Below are 14083 nucleotides of genomic sequence, written 5' to 3' on the forward strand. Positions count from 1 at the left end.
CGGCCTCAAGATGATTTGCCTGAGGCCGGGGCTGGCGTGGTATTGCTGCCCGGTGTCAATGGATGGACGTAGATGGGCCGGACCAGTCATTCGCTTCTTGCTGCCGCCATGGCAGCGTGTCTCGCATTTCCTTTCGCAGCAGATCAGGCGCAGGCCCGTGTGACGGGCTTCACCATTGTCTCCCAGCGTCCGGTCTTTGAGGGCCGGACCTTTGGCGCAGTGGGTGCCTATGAGCGCATCGACGCCATTGCCGAATTCGCCGTCGACCCGGACGAGCCGCGCCTTGATGCGATTGTGGGAGTCGATGATGCGCCGGTGAATGCGCAAGGCGATGTGGAGTTTTCGGCCAATGTCACCATCCTGAAGCCTGCCGATCCTGCCCGTGCCTCCGGGCTGCTGTTCTATGAAATCGCCAACCGGGGCCGCAGCATCAGCCCCATTCTGCTGAACCTTGCACCAGGCGCCTCCGTTCCGGACAAGGCCGCCGATGCAGGCGATGGCTTCCAGATGCTGCGCGGCGACACCATCGTCTGGTCGGGCTGGCAGGCCGATGTGGCGCCCGGCCTCTTCCGCATCACTCTGCCGGTGCTGGAGGGCAAGACCGGGCTGGCGCGCGAGCAGGTGGTCTTTGACCGGCTGGAAGACAGCAGCACGCTGGCGCTGAAGTTTCCCATGGCAAGCCTTGATCCGTCCGCCATAAGGGTGACGGTGCAGGCAGGGCCCGATGCGCCGGCCGTGCCGCTGGCCTTTGTGATCGACAACGAGAGCCAGATCACCATCACCCGCAGCAAGGACCATGATGCGGGCGCCATCCATGAGGTGGTCTATACCGCGAAAAATCCGGTCCCGGCGGGGCTTGGTTTTGCCGCCGTCAGCGACCTCAATTCCTTCCTGCGCGGGTTGCCGGGGCATGAGGCGATGCCGCCGTTGAAGAACATCCGCCACACGGTCGTCATGGGCATTTCCCAGTCGGGCCGCTTCCTGCGGGATTTCCTTTATCACGGCTTCAACGCCGATGGCCTCGGCCGCAAGGTCTTCGACGGGGCGATGGTGCATGTGGCCGGATCGCGCAAGCTCTTCCTGAACTATCCCTTCTCGCAGCCGGGCCGCTATTCCCGTCAGCACGAGGAGCATGATTATCCGGGCGACCAGTTCCCCTTCAGCTATGCGATGAGCACGGACCCGCTGACGAACCGCTCCGATTCGGTGCTGGCGCGCTGCGAGGCCAGCAGAACCTGCCCCAAGCTGATGCATTCGGACAGTTCCACGGAGTTCTGGCAGGCACGTTCGGCGCTGATTACCCTTGGCCCCGATGGCGCGCCCCTGACCATGCCGGAGAATGTCAGGCTCTACGGCCTTGCCAGCGTGCCGCATCTCAACACCTGGACGGCACGGCCGACGGAAAATGCAAGCTGCCTGTTTGCCTTCAATCCCTTGAGCCCCGCGCCGGTGATGCGGGCACTCTATGATGCCATGGCAAAATGGGTCGAGGGCAGCGGGCTGCCGCCCGAGAGCCGGTTCCCGAGCCTCGCGGACGGCACGCTGGTGCCCCACGACGGTTTCACCATGCCGCTGATCGGCGGGGTGCATCTGAAGCCGCCCTATAATGTGGTCCGGGTGGAAAACCACACGGCTGTTCCCCCGCTGCATGGGGCGGCCTATCCGGCCTTTGTCCCGGCGGTGGATCAGGACGGGCTGGAAACGGGCGGTATCCGCCTCCCGGCTGTCGCGGCACCGGCAGCCACCTATCTGGGCTGGAACCTGCGGCGCAAGGGCTATGCGGAGGGCGCACTCTGCGGCCTTGCCGGGTCCTATATTCCCTTGCCCCGCAGCATTCTGGCCGAAGATGTCCGCAAACCTTTCGCTCAGCGTTATGCAAGCAAACAGGCCTACCTGGCGGCTGTCGAAGGGGCCGCGAAGGACCTGATCAAGGCCGGCTACATGCTGGAGGCCGACATGGGGCTGGTTGTTGAAAGAGCCAAGGAAGACGCCGCCGCATTGCCTTGAGCCGTGCCCGGCGCTCTTCGCACCTACCCCATATGCCGTTCCAGCACCATGTGGGTGGTGAGGCCTGAGATGAGGGGCAGGACGTCGATGGCGGCGCGGATGGCTTCGATGCCGGCCATATCCGCAGCCTCGGCGAAGATGACGAGGTCGATGGGACCGGCCAGAGCATGGATCCTGCGGATACCGGGGATCTTTTCCAGATGCGGCATCAGCTTGGCGCAGCTGCCGCCCGGCGCATGGGTGACGAGGAAATGGGCCGCCACCTTGCCCGTGCTCCCGGCCGGTTCCACCGTTGTGAAGCCACTGATGGCGCCGCTGCGCAGCAGCCGGTTCAGCCGGTCCTGCGTGGCACTGCGCGACAGGCCGATGTCCCTTGCCAGCGCCACGAGCGGGCGGCGGGCATCGCGGCGGAGCGCGGTCAGAAGCAGCTGATCCTTCTCATCCATGGCCTTAACCATCCTCCACGCCCAGACCGGCACAATGCCGGTCATATCCGGCGTCTTGCCGGGGTGCAACCGGCAGCGCTGCGGGCGATACAAGCGGCATCACTTCTGAGGTTCCTGACGGAGATCGAGACCCGTGCTGCCACTCAACGAAAGGACCGTGCTGCTGCCGGTCGACATGCAGGCCGCCTTCGACGGGGCGCCCTGGCCGCCGCGCTGGAACGCGGATGTCGACCGCAACGGGCTGGCGCTGCTGGGTCTGTGGCGCAAGCTGGGCCTGCCCATCATCCACGTGCGGCATGATTCTGCCGAGCCCGGCTCGACGCTCCGGTCCGGGCAGCCCGGCAACCGCTTCCGCCCCGGCTTTGAGCCTCAGGACGGCGAGCAGCTGGTGGTGAAGAGCGTCAACTCCGCCTTCATCGGCACGGATCTGGATCTGCGCCTGCGCCGCCTCGGGGCTGAGGATGTGGTGGTCTTCGGCATTTCCACGGACATGTGCGTTTCCACGACGATCCGCACGGGAGCGAATTTCGGGTGGCGCATGACGCTGGTCGAAGATGCCTGTGACTGTTTCGATTTGCCGGGAGAGGGCGGGACGGTCATCCCCGCGCGCACTGTTCACGAGGTGCACAGAGCAACGCTTGGCTTTGAGTTCTGCAAGCTCGTCAGGACAGCGGAGCTTCTTGCCTCTGCCAGCTGAACCGGGGGCGCGATCTTCCAATTGCGGACCGGAAGCCGATAGCCCACCCGTTGCTTCTGGCTGCAAGCGCATCACCGGTCCGTCAGCAGGATCCGGTGATGCGCGTTTTCTTTGGTTACTTCACTTCGATGACGAACTGATCGCGCGGGCGGCGCACCTTCTTCAGGCTGGCCAGCCAGTCATTGGCTTCATCCCGGTAGCCGAGCGGCAGAATGGTGACGGACCGCAGACCCTTGGCGCGCAGGCCCAGAATCTCGTCGAGCTTGTCCGCGTCAAAACCTTCCATCGGGGTGGAATCAACGCCTTCGAAGGCCGCTGCAGCCAGAGCGATGCCGAAGGCGATATAGGCCTGACGGGCGGCGTGCTGATAGTTGGTCTCGGCATCACGCGGCACATAGGTGTTCAGCAGCATCTGCCGGTAGTTTTCCCAGCCTTCGCTGGTGAAGCCGCGTTCCTCGTTGACGAGGTCGAACATCATGTTGATGCGGTCTGCGGTGTAGTTGTCCCAGGCCGCAAACACGAGCAGGTGCGACCCTTCGGTCACCTGCGCCTGATTCCAGGCAATTTCCTGAATCTTCGCCCGGACTTCCGGATTGGTCACGACGATAACCTCGAACGGCTGCAGGCCGCTGGAGGTGGGGGCAAGGCGGGCGGCCTCCAGAATGCGCTCGACCTTGTCTTCCGGAACCGTCTTCGACGGGTCCATCTTCTTGGTCGCATAGCGCCAGTTCAGCTTTTCAATCAGCATTCTATGGCCTTTCGGGCTGGAAAGCCGCGGCCAGGGGAGGGGAAAGGGGCTGGCCGCGTCAAGACAACTGTCTGCAGCTAGATAAACCTTCTTATCGCTGCTTCAAGGCTCCGGTTGCCCGCGGTCCGTTTTGTGTCAGCGTTTGGCCAGCGGCTCGGGCGGGCCGGAAAATTCCAGCCCGAGTTCCGTATCCGTGCGCCAGACAACGCGCACGGGCCGGCGGATATTCTCGCTGTCGATATAGAGCAGCAGCTCGTCCGGGATGAGATGGGTGTTATCGACCTTCACCATCACGCCCCCTTCAGACAGATTGCGGATCATGCCGTCGAAAACCCGGTCAAGATTGCCGAAGACCAATCTGGCCGATTTGAGCGCCCGCCGCCGCGGGCTGCTGCGCTTTTCCTCGTTCATGCGGATGCTCCCAGCCAATGCCCTTTGTTGGGTGCGTGTATCTGCTTGTTATATTTCAAGAATATTTCATTCGCTTCACATTGGAAAGGACAGTCTGCGAAATTGATGAATGACGTAAGGAGAGAAAAGCGCTGGTGAATTTCTGAAGTGTGCGTTTTACGCGTGTTTCACCTTGGATTGAGCTCTGCCTCGTCAGCCGGCCAAAAGAGAGCGTGATTCCGGATACGTTGCCCTTCAAAAAGCCGGATTGGCCGGATCTCGCCTCACTTGCGCCATCAAGCCATTGAAAAGAGCCGGATACAGGCGTTTGCCACAGGGCCGGTGACACTGTAATGTGGCGCCGCCTTGCGCGGGGTGTAAGGCCTCACACACAAGTCCAGATGTTTGCAGGAAGCTCGAACGCATGTCCGACATTTTCCGGGAAGTCGACGAAGATATCCGTCACGAAAAATTCCGTCGCCTTTGGGACCGTCTCGGCGTTTGGGTGATCATCCTGGCAGTTGCGATTGTGGCCGGAACGGCCGGATACCGCGGCTGGCTGTACTGGCAAGGCCAGCAGTCAATGAAGGCCGGTGATGCCTATATCGCGGCTGTGCGCCTGGCGCAGGAGGGCAAGGCCGAGGAGGCGGAAGCTGCCTTCGCCGCCTTGGGATCTGCCACCGGCGGCTATCCGGTGCTGGCAAAATTCCGCCTCGCAGAGAGCCTTGCGGCCTCCGGCAAGGCGGATGAAGCCGTCGCCGCCTATGATGCGCTGGCTGCCGATTCGTCCGTTGAATCGGTTCTGCGTGGCCTGGCTGCGGTGCGCGCCGGCTACATTGCCCTCGATACGGCTGATCTTGCGGCGCTGAAGGCACGGCTGGAGCCCCTGACGGCCGAAAACAATTCCTGGCGGTTTGCGGCCCGCGAAATCCTTGCCTTCGCGGCCTGGAGCGCAGGCGACATGGATGCTGCAACCGAATATGCCAGCCAGATTACGGACGATGCCGCTGCGCCGCGCGAAATTGGGGCGCGGGTTTCCATTCTCACCAAGGTGATCCGTGGCTCACAGCCCAGCATTGCCGACAAGGGAGAGACGAACTGATGTTGCGTATGACCAAGCCCTCCCGGCAGTTTGCCAGCGTTTTTCTGGCTGCCACGCTTCTGGCGGGCTGCTCCTCGGTGTCTGAATATACCGATGCCATCAATCCCTTTGCGACCAAGCAGAAGATTCTTCCCGGCGACCGTCAGCCGCTGTTTCAGGGTGCTGATCCGTTGGAGCAGACCGCAAACCGCTCCGCCAGCATCGGTTCCGCCACGGGCGGTCAGGACTGGCCGCAGGCTGGCGGCAATGAAAGCAATGATCCGGGCAATGTTGCCGTGTCCTTCAGTGGCCAGCAGGCCTGGCGCGCCTCGATCGGCAGTTCCGGCGGCGGCCTGACGTCTTCGGGCATGCGCACGGCTGCAAGGCCTGTGGCCTCTGGCGGGCGTCTGTTCGTCTACAAGCCTACGGGTGAGGTGATTGCCATGAGCACGGGCGGCGCCCGTGCCTGGACGAAGAACCTGCGTCCGGCCGACGAGAACGGCATTGCCTCCGGCGGCGGTGTTGCCGTTTCCGGCAACCGTGTCTTCGCCGCAACCGGCTATCGCTCGCTGGCTGCGCTGGACGCCGGATCGGGTCAGGAATTGTGGTCCGTCGAACTCAGCGCCCCGGCGCGCGGCGCCCCGGCGGTTGGCGGTGGCCATGTCTTCGTCGTGACGCAGACCAACGAGGTCTATGCGGTCAAGCAGGACGATGGCACCGTGGCCTGGACCTATTCCGGCATTCAGGAAAACGCAGGATTGCTGACGGCCGCGTCCCCGGCCGTTTCGGGCGGAACCGTGGTGGTGCCGTTCTCCTCCGGCGAGATCATGGCCTTCGACATCCGCAAGGGCGAGCCGATCTGGGCTGAAGGCGTTTCGCGTGCCTTCCGTACGCTGGCGGTGTCCACGCTGACGGATGTTGCCGCGAGCCCGGTCGTCTCCGGCGGCACGGTTTATGCCACGGGCGTCGGCGGCAAGATCGTCGCTGCCTCGCTCAGGACGGGTGAGCGCCAGTGGGAGCAGAACGTAGGATCGGTGCACACGCCGGTCGTCTCCGGTAATGCCATTTTCATGGTAACGCTGGATGACAAGATGGTTGCTCTTGACCGCAAGACCGGTGACGCTCTATGGCGGGCAGATCTGCCGCAGCTTGACAACAAGAAGAAGCGGCGCAACTGGGCGGGCCCGGTGCTGGCGAACGGCACATTGGTGGCCTTCTCCAACGATGGCCGCATTGCCCTTGTGGACGCTGCCAGCGGCCAGATCCAGAGCGTGCGTGACATTTCGGCCAAGGTCTTCGTGACCCCGATTGTTGCCGGCGGCCGGATCGTGGTGCTGGAAGGCGACAGCGGCATCGCCGGATTCAACTGATAGATGGGCCGCAGGGATTGCGGCCTGAGGAGTAAGGGGCTTGGGCGCTACCGTAGCCATTATTGGCCGTCCGAATGTGGGCAAATCGACGCTGTTCAACCGGCTGGTCGGCAAGCGCCTGGCGCTTGTCGATGACACGCCGGGCGTCACCCGCGACCGGCGGCCGGGCGAGGCGCGCCTGGGCGACCTGCGCTTCACCATCATCGACACCGCAGGCCTTGAGGATGCGGACGCAACGAGCCTTGAAGGCCGCATGCGCGCCCAGACCGAAGAGGCCATCGCGGAAGCTGATGTCGTTCTGTTCGTCATCGACGCCCGTGCGGGCGTAACGCCGCTTGATGCGCATTTTGCCGCCGTTGCCCGCAAGAGCGAGACACCGGTGATCCTGCTGGCCAACAAGGCGGAAGGCCGGGCAGGCGAGGGCGGTCTCTACGAGGCTTTCTCGCTGGGTCTTGGCGAGCCGGTGGCCATCTCCGCCGAACATGGCGAGGGTCTGGCCGGTCTCTACGAGGCGCTGCTTCCCTATGTGGAGCAGGTCGAGGAAGAAGAGCAGGCGGCCAAGGACGAGGCAGACTTTTCCGTTGAACTGGACGAGGACGGCAATCCGCTTCTGCCGGAAGCAGCTCCCGCGGGCACCAGCGAGCGCCCGCTGCGGGTGGCCATCGTCGGGCGTCCGAATGCGGGCAAGTCGACGCTGATCAACCGCATGCTGGGCGAAGAGCGCATGCTGACCGGGCCTGAAGCCGGCATCACACGCGATTCCATCTCCGTCGACTGGCTGTGGCGCGAGCGCCATCTGAAGCTGTTCGACACGGCGGGTATCCGCCGCAAGGCGCGTGTGCAGGAGAAGCTGGAAAAGCTCTCCGTTGCCGACGCCTTGCGCGCCATCAAGTTTGCCGAAGTGGTTGTCGTGGCGCTGGACGCGACCAATTCCTTCGAGAAGCAGGATCTGCAGATCATCGAGCTGGTGGCCCGTGAAGGCCGCGCGCTGGTGATCGCCATCAACAAGTGGGATCTGATCGAGGACCGGGAAGCGGCCTGGGCCGCCATCAAGGACGCGCAAGACCGCTATCTCAACCAGATCCGCAACGTCCAGATCGTCACCATGTCCGGCCTGCAGGGGCAGGGCATCGACCGGCTGATGGAAGCGGTGTTCAACGCCTATGAGGTCTGGAACTCCCGCATTTCAACTTCGCGCCTCAACCGCTGGCTCCTGAAGATCCTCACCCACCATCCGCCCCCGGCGGTGCAGGGACGCCGCGTCAAGCTGCGCTACATGACCCAGGCGAAAACCCGTCCGCCGCATTTCGTTGTGTTCTGCTCGCGCCCCGAAGAGCTGCCGGAAAGCTACACCCGGTATCTCGTGAACGGCCTGCGCCAGACCTTCGACATGCCGGGCACGCCGATCCGTCTCAGCTACCGCAAGGGCGAAAATCCCTATGCGGGCAAGAAAAAGAAAACCCGTTAGGCCCCGGCAAGGGCCCTTGCGAGGCCGGGGCATCCGCTCCGGCCTTTTCTGTGACCTCTTTCCTCTCCCATCGGGGCGCCTCAGCCCCGCACACCATCTGCAACCGAATGACATGGGGACCGCGATGACGACGACGCAACGCATGGAGTTTGCCGTTGGCCTCGCCCGCCGCGCAGGCGCGCTTGGCCTTGACTATTTCCGCAAGCTGGAAACGCTGACCATCATCAACAAGGGCCATCAGGACCTTGTGACGGAAGCCGACCGTAACGTGGAGACGCTGGTGCGCGACGAGATCGCAGCCGTCTTCCCGGGCGATGGCATCGTCGGCGAGGAGCATGGCCGCGTGGAAGGCTCGTCCGGCTACACCTGGGTGATCGATCCGATCGATGGCACGGCGAATTTCGTTGCCGGTATTCCGCAGTGGTGCGTCATCATTGCCTGCGTTCACAACGGGGAGACCGTCATCGGGGTCATCCATGATCCGGTGTCGGGTGAAATGTTCGCCGCTGAGCGCGGCAAGGGGCTGACGGTCAATGGCCGCCCGGCGCGGGTCTCCGCCAGCACCAGCCTCAAGACCGGCTCTGCCGGTGTCGGCTTCAGCGGCCGCAACAAGGTCTGCGGCGCCGTGCAGCTGATCGATGCGCTGGTGGACCGGGGCGGCGTCTTCTTCCGCAATGCCTCCGGCGGGCTGATGCTGGCCTATGTGGCCGCCGGCCGCCTCATCGCCTATGGCGAGTCCAAGATGAACGTCTGGGACTGCCTCGCCGGTCTCCTGATGATCGAAGAAGGCGGCGGCAAGGTCACGGGATTTGACGTGGATGCGTCCATCGCCACGGGCGTGCGCGTCATCACCGCTTGCCCGGGTGTCTATGACGAATGGTCCGGCATGTGTGAGGCAGTCTTCCCGCCGCTGGCAGCGCACTGAGGGCCAGCTTGAACGAAAAAGGCCGGAGCGATGCTCCGGCCCGAAAGATCTCTCCGCATTCGTCATGCCATGACTTGATCATGGCATCCACTCTGTAGCCTGTCCGCTCAGGCAGCGCCTCCGGAACGCTTGCTGCATCATCCCGCTCCTCATGTGATGAGATGATGCGGCATGGATGCCATGATCAAGTCATGGCATGACGGAGGAAGGGGTAAGGCAGTAGATATTCCAGCTGCTTATGGCGTGCCTGCGCAAAGTTTTTGAAGCTGCGCATGAGGGTGATCTGAAAGCAACGAGGCCGGAGCGGTGCTCCGGCCTGAAAAATCTCTCCGCATTCGTCATGCCATGACTTGATCATGGCATCCACTCCGTAGCCTGTCCGCTCAGGCAGCGCCTCCGGAACGCTTGCTGCATCATCCCGCCCCTCATGTGATGAGATGAAGCGGCATGGATGCCATGATCAAGTCATGGCATGACGGAGGGAAAGGGTGAGGCAAGAAGCAGAAAGCCCTCCGTTCCAATCCCTTACGATGCGACCTGCACAAAATCCTTGAAGCTGCGCGAGGGGTGGTCGTAGAGGCGGCCGCCGTCCGTGAAGGTGGGCAGCGTCAGCGGGATGATCGCCTTGGCCACGTCTTCGGGATGCGGCAGGGTCGCGGGGTCTTCGCCGGGCATGGCCTGTGCGCGCATGGACGTGCGGACGGGGCCCGGATTGACGAGGCTGATCTGCAGCGGCGTCTGGCGCGTCTCGGCGGTGTAGGTGCGCACCAGAGCTTCCAGCGCGGCCTTGGAGACCGAGTAGGGCCCCCAGTATGCCTTGCACTTGTGGGCGGCGCCCGAGGACAGGAACACGGCGCGTCCGGCGTCGGACTGGCGCAGCAGCGGATCGAGCGAGCGGATCAGGCGCCAGTTGGCGGTGACATTGGCCGCCATCACCTTGTCCCAGGTCTTGATGTCCACATGGCCGAGCGGCGACAGGGTGCCGAGCACGCCCGCATTGCCCACCAGAATGTCCAGCTTCTTCCACCGTTCGAAAATGGCAGCGCCCAGACGGTCCAGCGCGTCATAGTCGGTGACATCGAGAGGCACGAGCGTGGTCTGGCCGCCTGCGGCCTTGATCTCGTCGTCCAGCTCTTCGAGGCCGCCTACGGTGCGCGCCACGGCGATCACATGGGCGCCGAGGCGGCCGAGTTCCCGGGCGATGAAATAGCCGATGCCGCGCGAGGCGCCGGTGACGACCGCAATGCGGCCGTCGAGGATCTTGTCAGTCATTGTGCCTTATCCAACTTCCACCAGACGCGGCGGCTTGCGGAACTCCACGTCATCCGACAGGTCGGTCAGCGGCGTCGGATAGTCACCGGTGAAGCAATGGTCGGTGAACTGCGGGTTCTCGTTGTCGCGGCCTTCAAGCCCCATGGCCTTGTAGATGCCTTCGATCGAGAGGAAGGCGAGGCTGTCGGCGCCAATGAAGGCGCGCATCTCTTCCAGATTGTAACGGGCGGCGAGCAGCTTTTCGCGCACCGGCGTGTCGATGCCGTAGTAGTCGGAGTAGCGGATCGGCGGGCTGGCGAGGCGGAAATGCACTTCGCGCGCGCCGGCATCGCGGATCATCTGGACGATCTTCAGCGAGGTGGTGCCGCGCACCAGGCTGTCATCAATGAGGATGACGCGCTTGCCTTCGATCTGCGCCCGGTTGGCCGAATGCTTCAGCTTGACGCCGAGGGTGCGGATCGACTGGGTGGGTTCGATGAAGGTGCGGCCCACATAGTGGTTGCGGATGATGCCCAGCTCGAAGGGAACGCCCGATTCCTGGCTGTAGCCGATGGCGGCGGGGACGCCGCTGTCCGGCACCGGAACCACAACATCAGCGTCCACGTGGCTTTCGCGGGCCAGCTGTGCGCCCATCTGGCGGCGCACGTCATAGACCGAACGGCCGCCGACGACGGAGTCGGGCCGGGCGAAATAGACATATTCGAAGATGCAGGGGCGGGCCGGGCGGCGGCCGAAGGGGAAGTAGCTCTCGATGCCGCCGGAGGTGCAGACGATCACCTCGCCGTTCTCGATCTCGCGGATGAACTTGGCGCCGATGATGTCGAGCGCGCAGGTTTCGGAGGCAAGGATCGGAGCACCGTTGAGGTCACCCAGCACCAGCGGGCGGATGCCCAGCGGGTCGCGGGCGCCGATCAGCTTCTTGCGGGTGAGGGCCACCAGCGAATAGGCGCCTTCCATCTGCTTGATCGCCTCGATGAAGCGGTCGACGATCTTCGGCTGGCGGCTGCGGGCGACGAGCTGCAGCACCACTTCGGAATCCGACGTGGACTGGCAGATGGCCCCGTCGCGGATCAGCTGGCGGCGCAGCGTCAGGCCATTGGTGAAGTTGCCGTTGTGGCAGATGGCGAAGCCGCCGCCATCCAGCTCCGCAAACAGCGGCTGCACGTTGCGCAGGGCCGGTTCGCCGGTGGTGGAGTAGCGCACGTGGCCGACAGCAGCGGAGCCTGCGAGGCGCTTGATCGTCTCGGCGCTGGAGAAGTGATCGCCGACGAGGCCGAGATGGCGCTCGGAGCGGAACTGCTCGTTATCGTCATAGGTGACGATGCCGGCCGCTTCCTGTCCGCGATGCTGCAGGGCGTGCAGGCCAAGGGCGGTCAGCGCGGCGGCATCTTCATGCCCCAAAACGCCGAACACGCCGCATTCTTCACGCAGCGTGTCCCCGTAGATGTCGTCCGTATCATCGGAACGGAACTGTTTCCCTGCGCCCTGGAAGTCGGTCAGACCGGACATGGCGAAGCTCCTTGAGAGGTTGTGCGGCCAGCCTTGCTGGCAAAAAGATCAGTTTCCGGTGCCGCTGGTCGTCAGCTGGTCGATGCCCTGACGTTCCGCGGCGCTGTAGCCGGTATTCTCGTTGCCGCCCTGAGGTTGGCCCTGAGCTTGGCCTTGGGGCTCATCGGCATTGCGGCGGCTGGAGCGGTTGAACTCCTGGATCGTCTTTTCCGGATCCTCCGGAAGGGCGGCCTGCAGCTGCTGGCCGATCGAGGTCAGCAGGTCACGGGACTTGGCCTGAACCACCCACTGGGGCTGGCGCTCCGCCGGAACGAACCAGTTGAAGAAGGCAAGACCGACGACAACGAGCAGCATACCGCGTGCGGCGCCGAAAACGAAGCCGAGCGTGCGGTCCAGCGCGCCGATGCGGCTGTCGAGCACGAAATCGGAAATGCGCATGGTGATGTAGCTGACGATGATCAGCGTCAGCAGGAACACGCCCGCAATGGCAGCGCCGAGGGCGACATAGTCATTGCTGATGTACTGCTTTGCATAAGGAAGCACGTATCCATAGAGCATATAGGCCGCGACGGCTGCCGCCACCCATGAACCAATGGAGAGAACTTCACGGACAAAGCCGCGCACCATCGCCAGAACGGCGGAAATCAGCATGATGACGAGAAGAATTCCGTCGAGGAGCGTGATTGGCATCGTCCGGTTTTACCCTTGTAGCCCGCAGTCCCGGCAGCCGCTTGCGGCGCCTTGCTGCTGTCAGTCGTTCCGCACATCCCGGGCCCCGCCGCCGGCCCGCCCGCTGCCCTTGGCAGCAATCTTGGCGATGAAGGCGCTCAGGTCCTGTATTCCTTCCGCGCTCAGCTCCGGCCCGGTCCCATCCTTGATGTTTCCGGCCGGGCAGATGGCGCGGTCAAAGCCGAGCTTCTGCGCTTCCTTCAGTCTTGCCTGTCCCTGGGCCACCGGCCTGACGGCGCCCGAGAGGCTTACCTCGCCGAAATAGACGCAATTCACCGGCAGGGCAAGCCCGCTGAGTGAAGAGACCAGTGCAGCGGCCACGGCAAGGTCTGCGCCCGGCTCGTTGATCCTGAGGCCGCCGGCCACATTCAGATAGACATCGTGCTGCGAAAAGCGAACCCCGCAGCGCGCTTCCAGCACGGCCAGGATCATCGACAGGCGGGCGCTGTCCCAGCCGATCACGGCGCGGCGGGGCGTGCCGAGCGGCGAGGGGGCGACGAGCGCCTGAATTTCAATCAGCAGCGGGCGCGAGCCCTCAAGCCCGGCAAAGACCACCGAACCCGGTGCATTGGACGAGCGTTCGCCGAGGAAAAGCGCTGAAGGGTTGGCCACTTCCTGCAGGCCCGCGCCTGTCATCTCGAACACTCCGATTTCATCAGTGGCACCGAAACGGTTCTTCACCGAGCGCAGGATGCGGTACTGATGCGCGCCGTCACCTTCGAAATAGAGCACCGCGTCGACCATGTGCTCCACCACACGGGGGCCTGCGATCTGGCCGTCCTTGGTGACATGGCCGACGAGCACCATGGCGGTGCCGGATTTCTTGGCATAGCGGACCATGGCCTGCGCCGAGGCGCGCACTTGCGTCACCGTGCCGGGAGGCGAATCCGCCAGCTCCGTCCACAGCGTCTGCACGGAATCAAGGATCAGCAGCGCAGGGGGAGGACCGGCTTCCAGCGTCGCCAGAATGTCCTCGACGCTGGTTTCGGAGGCGAGCGCTACGGGCGCATTGGCAAGGCCGAGGCGTTCGGCGCGCAGCCGCACCTGATCGATCGCCTCTTCGCCCGAGATATAGACCGAGCGCAGGCCCTTGTTGGCGAGTGCGGCGGAAGCCTGGATCAGCAGGGTGGACTTGCCGATGCCCGGATCACCGCCCACCAGCAGGGCCGAGCCCTTGACGAAGCCGCCGCCGGTCACCCGGTCCAGCTCCTTGATGCCGCTCTGGAAGCGCGGGGCTTCCTTGGCCTCGCCCGAAAGGCAGACCAGCGGCACGACGCGGCCACGGGTGACCTTGCCCTTGGAGGGGCCGCCGCCGACGCCGCTGCCTTCGGCCTCCTCGACGATGGTGTTCCATTCGCCGCAGGATTCGCAGCGGCCGGTCCATTTGCCCGTGATCGCACCACAGGCCTGGCACACAAAGGATGAGCCGCGGCGGGCCATG

The 14083-nt window shown here is 64.0% G+C and carries 13 protein-coding genes; 6 read left to right on the forward strand and 7 right to left on the reverse strand.

Annotation, left to right across the window (positions count from 1 at the left end):
- The first annotated feature begins 72 nt into the window (after positions 1 to 72).
- Positions 73 to 2007: an alpha/beta hydrolase domain-containing protein gene (locus IF10I1_RS14345; protein WP_186415516.1), complete on the forward strand. Its 1935-nt coding sequence runs from the start codon at positions 73 to 75 to the stop codon at positions 2005 to 2007.
- A gap of 23 nt (positions 2008 to 2030) precedes the next feature.
- Here IF10I1_RS14345 and IF10I1_RS14350 read toward each other — a convergent pair whose 3' ends face one another.
- Positions 2031 to 2453, reverse strand: a complete 423-nt coding sequence (locus tag IF10I1_RS14350; protein ID WP_186393331.1) for an Lrp/AsnC family transcriptional regulator — start codon at positions 2451 to 2453, stop codon at positions 2031 to 2033.
- Between the two features lie 133 nt (positions 2454 to 2586).
- Between IF10I1_RS14350 and IF10I1_RS14355 the strand changes: the two genes are divergently transcribed.
- The gene (locus IF10I1_RS14355; RefSeq protein WP_186393332.1) at positions 2587 to 3150 is read left to right on the forward strand and encodes a cysteine hydrolase family protein; all 564 of its coding nucleotides are present in this window, start codon (positions 2587 to 2589) and stop codon (positions 3148 to 3150) included.
- Positions 3151 to 3265: 115 nt separating this feature from the next.
- On the opposite strand, the gene IF10I1_RS14360 is transcribed toward IF10I1_RS14355, so the two are convergent.
- On the reverse strand, positions 3266 to 3898 hold the full coding sequence (locus IF10I1_RS14360; RefSeq protein ID WP_186393333.1) for an NAD(P)H-dependent oxidoreductase: 633 nt from the start codon (positions 3896 to 3898) through the stop codon (positions 3266 to 3268).
- Positions 3899 to 4033: 135 nt separating this feature from the next.
- Positions 4034 to 4309, reverse strand: a complete 276-nt coding sequence (locus IF10I1_RS14365; protein WP_050473264.1) for a PilZ domain-containing protein — start codon at positions 4307 to 4309, stop codon at positions 4034 to 4036.
- Between the two features lie 403 nt (positions 4310 to 4712).
- Between IF10I1_RS14365 and IF10I1_RS14370 the strand changes: the two genes are divergently transcribed.
- The 4 genes from IF10I1_RS14370 (at position 4713) to IF10I1_RS14385 (ending at position 9132) form a co-directional block, all read left to right on the forward strand.
- Positions 4713 to 5390 (forward strand): tetratricopeptide repeat protein, encoded by a 678-nt coding sequence (locus IF10I1_RS14370; protein ID WP_122520191.1) that lies wholly within the window; start codon positions 4713 to 4715, stop codon positions 5388 to 5390.
- Complete coding sequence (locus IF10I1_RS14375; protein ID WP_244284724.1) at positions 5390 to 6739, forward strand: PQQ-binding-like beta-propeller repeat protein; 1350 nt, start codon at positions 5390 to 5392, stop codon at positions 6737 to 6739. The genes IF10I1_RS14370 and IF10I1_RS14375 overlap by 1 nt, the downstream gene beginning before the upstream one ends.
- Positions 6740 to 6779: 40 nt before the next feature.
- A complete protein-coding gene (gene der, locus IF10I1_RS14380) occupies positions 6780 to 8207 on the forward strand; it encodes a ribosome biogenesis GTPase Der (protein WP_050473267.1) in 1428 nt (475 codons plus the stop codon).
- Between the two features lie 124 nt (positions 8208 to 8331).
- Positions 8332 to 9132 (forward strand): inositol monophosphatase, encoded by an 801-nt coding sequence (locus IF10I1_RS14385; protein WP_208977442.1) that lies wholly within the window; start codon positions 8332 to 8334, stop codon positions 9130 to 9132.
- A 525-nt stretch (positions 9133 to 9657) separates the two neighbouring features.
- Here the strand turns inward: IF10I1_RS14385 and IF10I1_RS14390 are convergent.
- From IF10I1_RS14390 to radA, 4 genes are read right to left on the reverse strand one after another with little or no spacing between them, the layout of a single operon-like run.
- The gene (locus IF10I1_RS14390) at positions 9658 to 10404 is read right to left on the reverse strand and encodes an SDR family NAD(P)-dependent oxidoreductase (protein ID WP_122520188.1); all 747 of its coding nucleotides are present in this window, start codon (positions 10402 to 10404) and stop codon (positions 9658 to 9660) included.
- Positions 10405 to 10410: 6 nt separating this feature from the next.
- Positions 10411 to 11913: an amidophosphoribosyltransferase gene (gene purF / locus IF10I1_RS14395; protein ID WP_019966107.1), complete on the reverse strand. Its 1503-nt coding sequence runs from the start codon at positions 11911 to 11913 to the stop codon at positions 10411 to 10413.
- 48 nt (positions 11914 to 11961) lie between these two features.
- Positions 11962 to 12603 carry a CvpA family protein gene (locus tag IF10I1_RS14400; RefSeq protein WP_050473270.1) on the reverse strand — a complete coding sequence of 214 codons (642 nt, stop codon included), beginning with the start codon at positions 12601 to 12603 and terminating at the stop codon, positions 11962 to 11964.
- Positions 12604 to 12663: 60 nt separating this feature from the next.
- A complete protein-coding gene (radA, locus tag IF10I1_RS14405; RefSeq protein WP_186424551.1) occupies positions 12664 to 14082 on the reverse strand; it encodes a DNA repair protein RadA in 1419 nt (472 codons plus the stop codon).
- Position 14083 lies beyond the last annotated feature (1 nt).

Source organism: Pannonibacter sp. I15F10I1, from assembly GCF_900185665.1.
Classification (GTDB): Bacteria; Pseudomonadota; Alphaproteobacteria; order Rhizobiales; family Stappiaceae; genus Pannonibacter; species Pannonibacter indicus.

What these genes read in the sequence shown, in the direction of transcription:
- IF10I1_RS14345 (WP_186415516.1), top strand. Translation starts at nt 73, where the DNA reads ATGGGCCGGACCAGTCATTCGCTTCTTGCTGCCGCCATGGCAGCGTGT.
- IF10I1_RS14350 (WP_186393331.1), bottom strand. Translation starts at nt 2,453, where the DNA reads ATGGATGAGAAGGATCAGCTGCTTCTGACCGCGCTCCGCCGCGATGCC.
- IF10I1_RS14360 (WP_186393333.1), bottom strand. Translation starts at nt 3,898, where the DNA reads ATGCTGATTGAAAAGCTGAACTGGCGCTATGCGACCAAGAAGATGGAC.
- IF10I1_RS14365 (WP_050473264.1), bottom strand. Translation starts at nt 4,309, where the DNA reads ATGAACGAGGAAAAGCGCAGCAGCCCGCGGCGGCGGGCGCTCAAATCG.
- IF10I1_RS14370 (WP_122520191.1), top strand. Translation starts at nt 4,713, where the DNA reads ATGTCCGACATTTTCCGGGAAGTCGACGAAGATATCCGTCACGAAAAA.
- IF10I1_RS14375 (WP_244284724.1), top strand. Translation starts at nt 5,390, where the DNA reads ATGTTGCGTATGACCAAGCCCTCCCGGCAGTTTGCCAGCGTTTTTCTG.
- IF10I1_RS14385 (WP_208977442.1), top strand. Translation starts at nt 8,332, where the DNA reads ATGACGACGACGCAACGCATGGAGTTTGCCGTTGGCCTCGCCCGCCGC.
- IF10I1_RS14390 (WP_122520188.1), bottom strand. Translation starts at nt 10,404, where the DNA reads ATGACTGACAAGATCCTCGACGGCCGCATTGCGGTCGTCACCGGCGCC.
- purF (WP_019966107.1), bottom strand. Translation starts at nt 11,913, where the DNA reads ATGTCCGGTCTGACCGACTTCCAGGGCGCAGGGAAACAGTTCCGTTCC.
- IF10I1_RS14400 (WP_050473270.1), bottom strand. Translation starts at nt 12,603, where the DNA reads ATGCCAATCACGCTCCTCGACGGAATTCTTCTCGTCATCATGCTGATT.
- radA (WP_186424551.1), bottom strand. Translation starts at nt 14,082, where the DNA reads ATGGCCCGCCGCGGCTCATCCTTTGTGTGCCAGGCCTGTGGTGCGATC.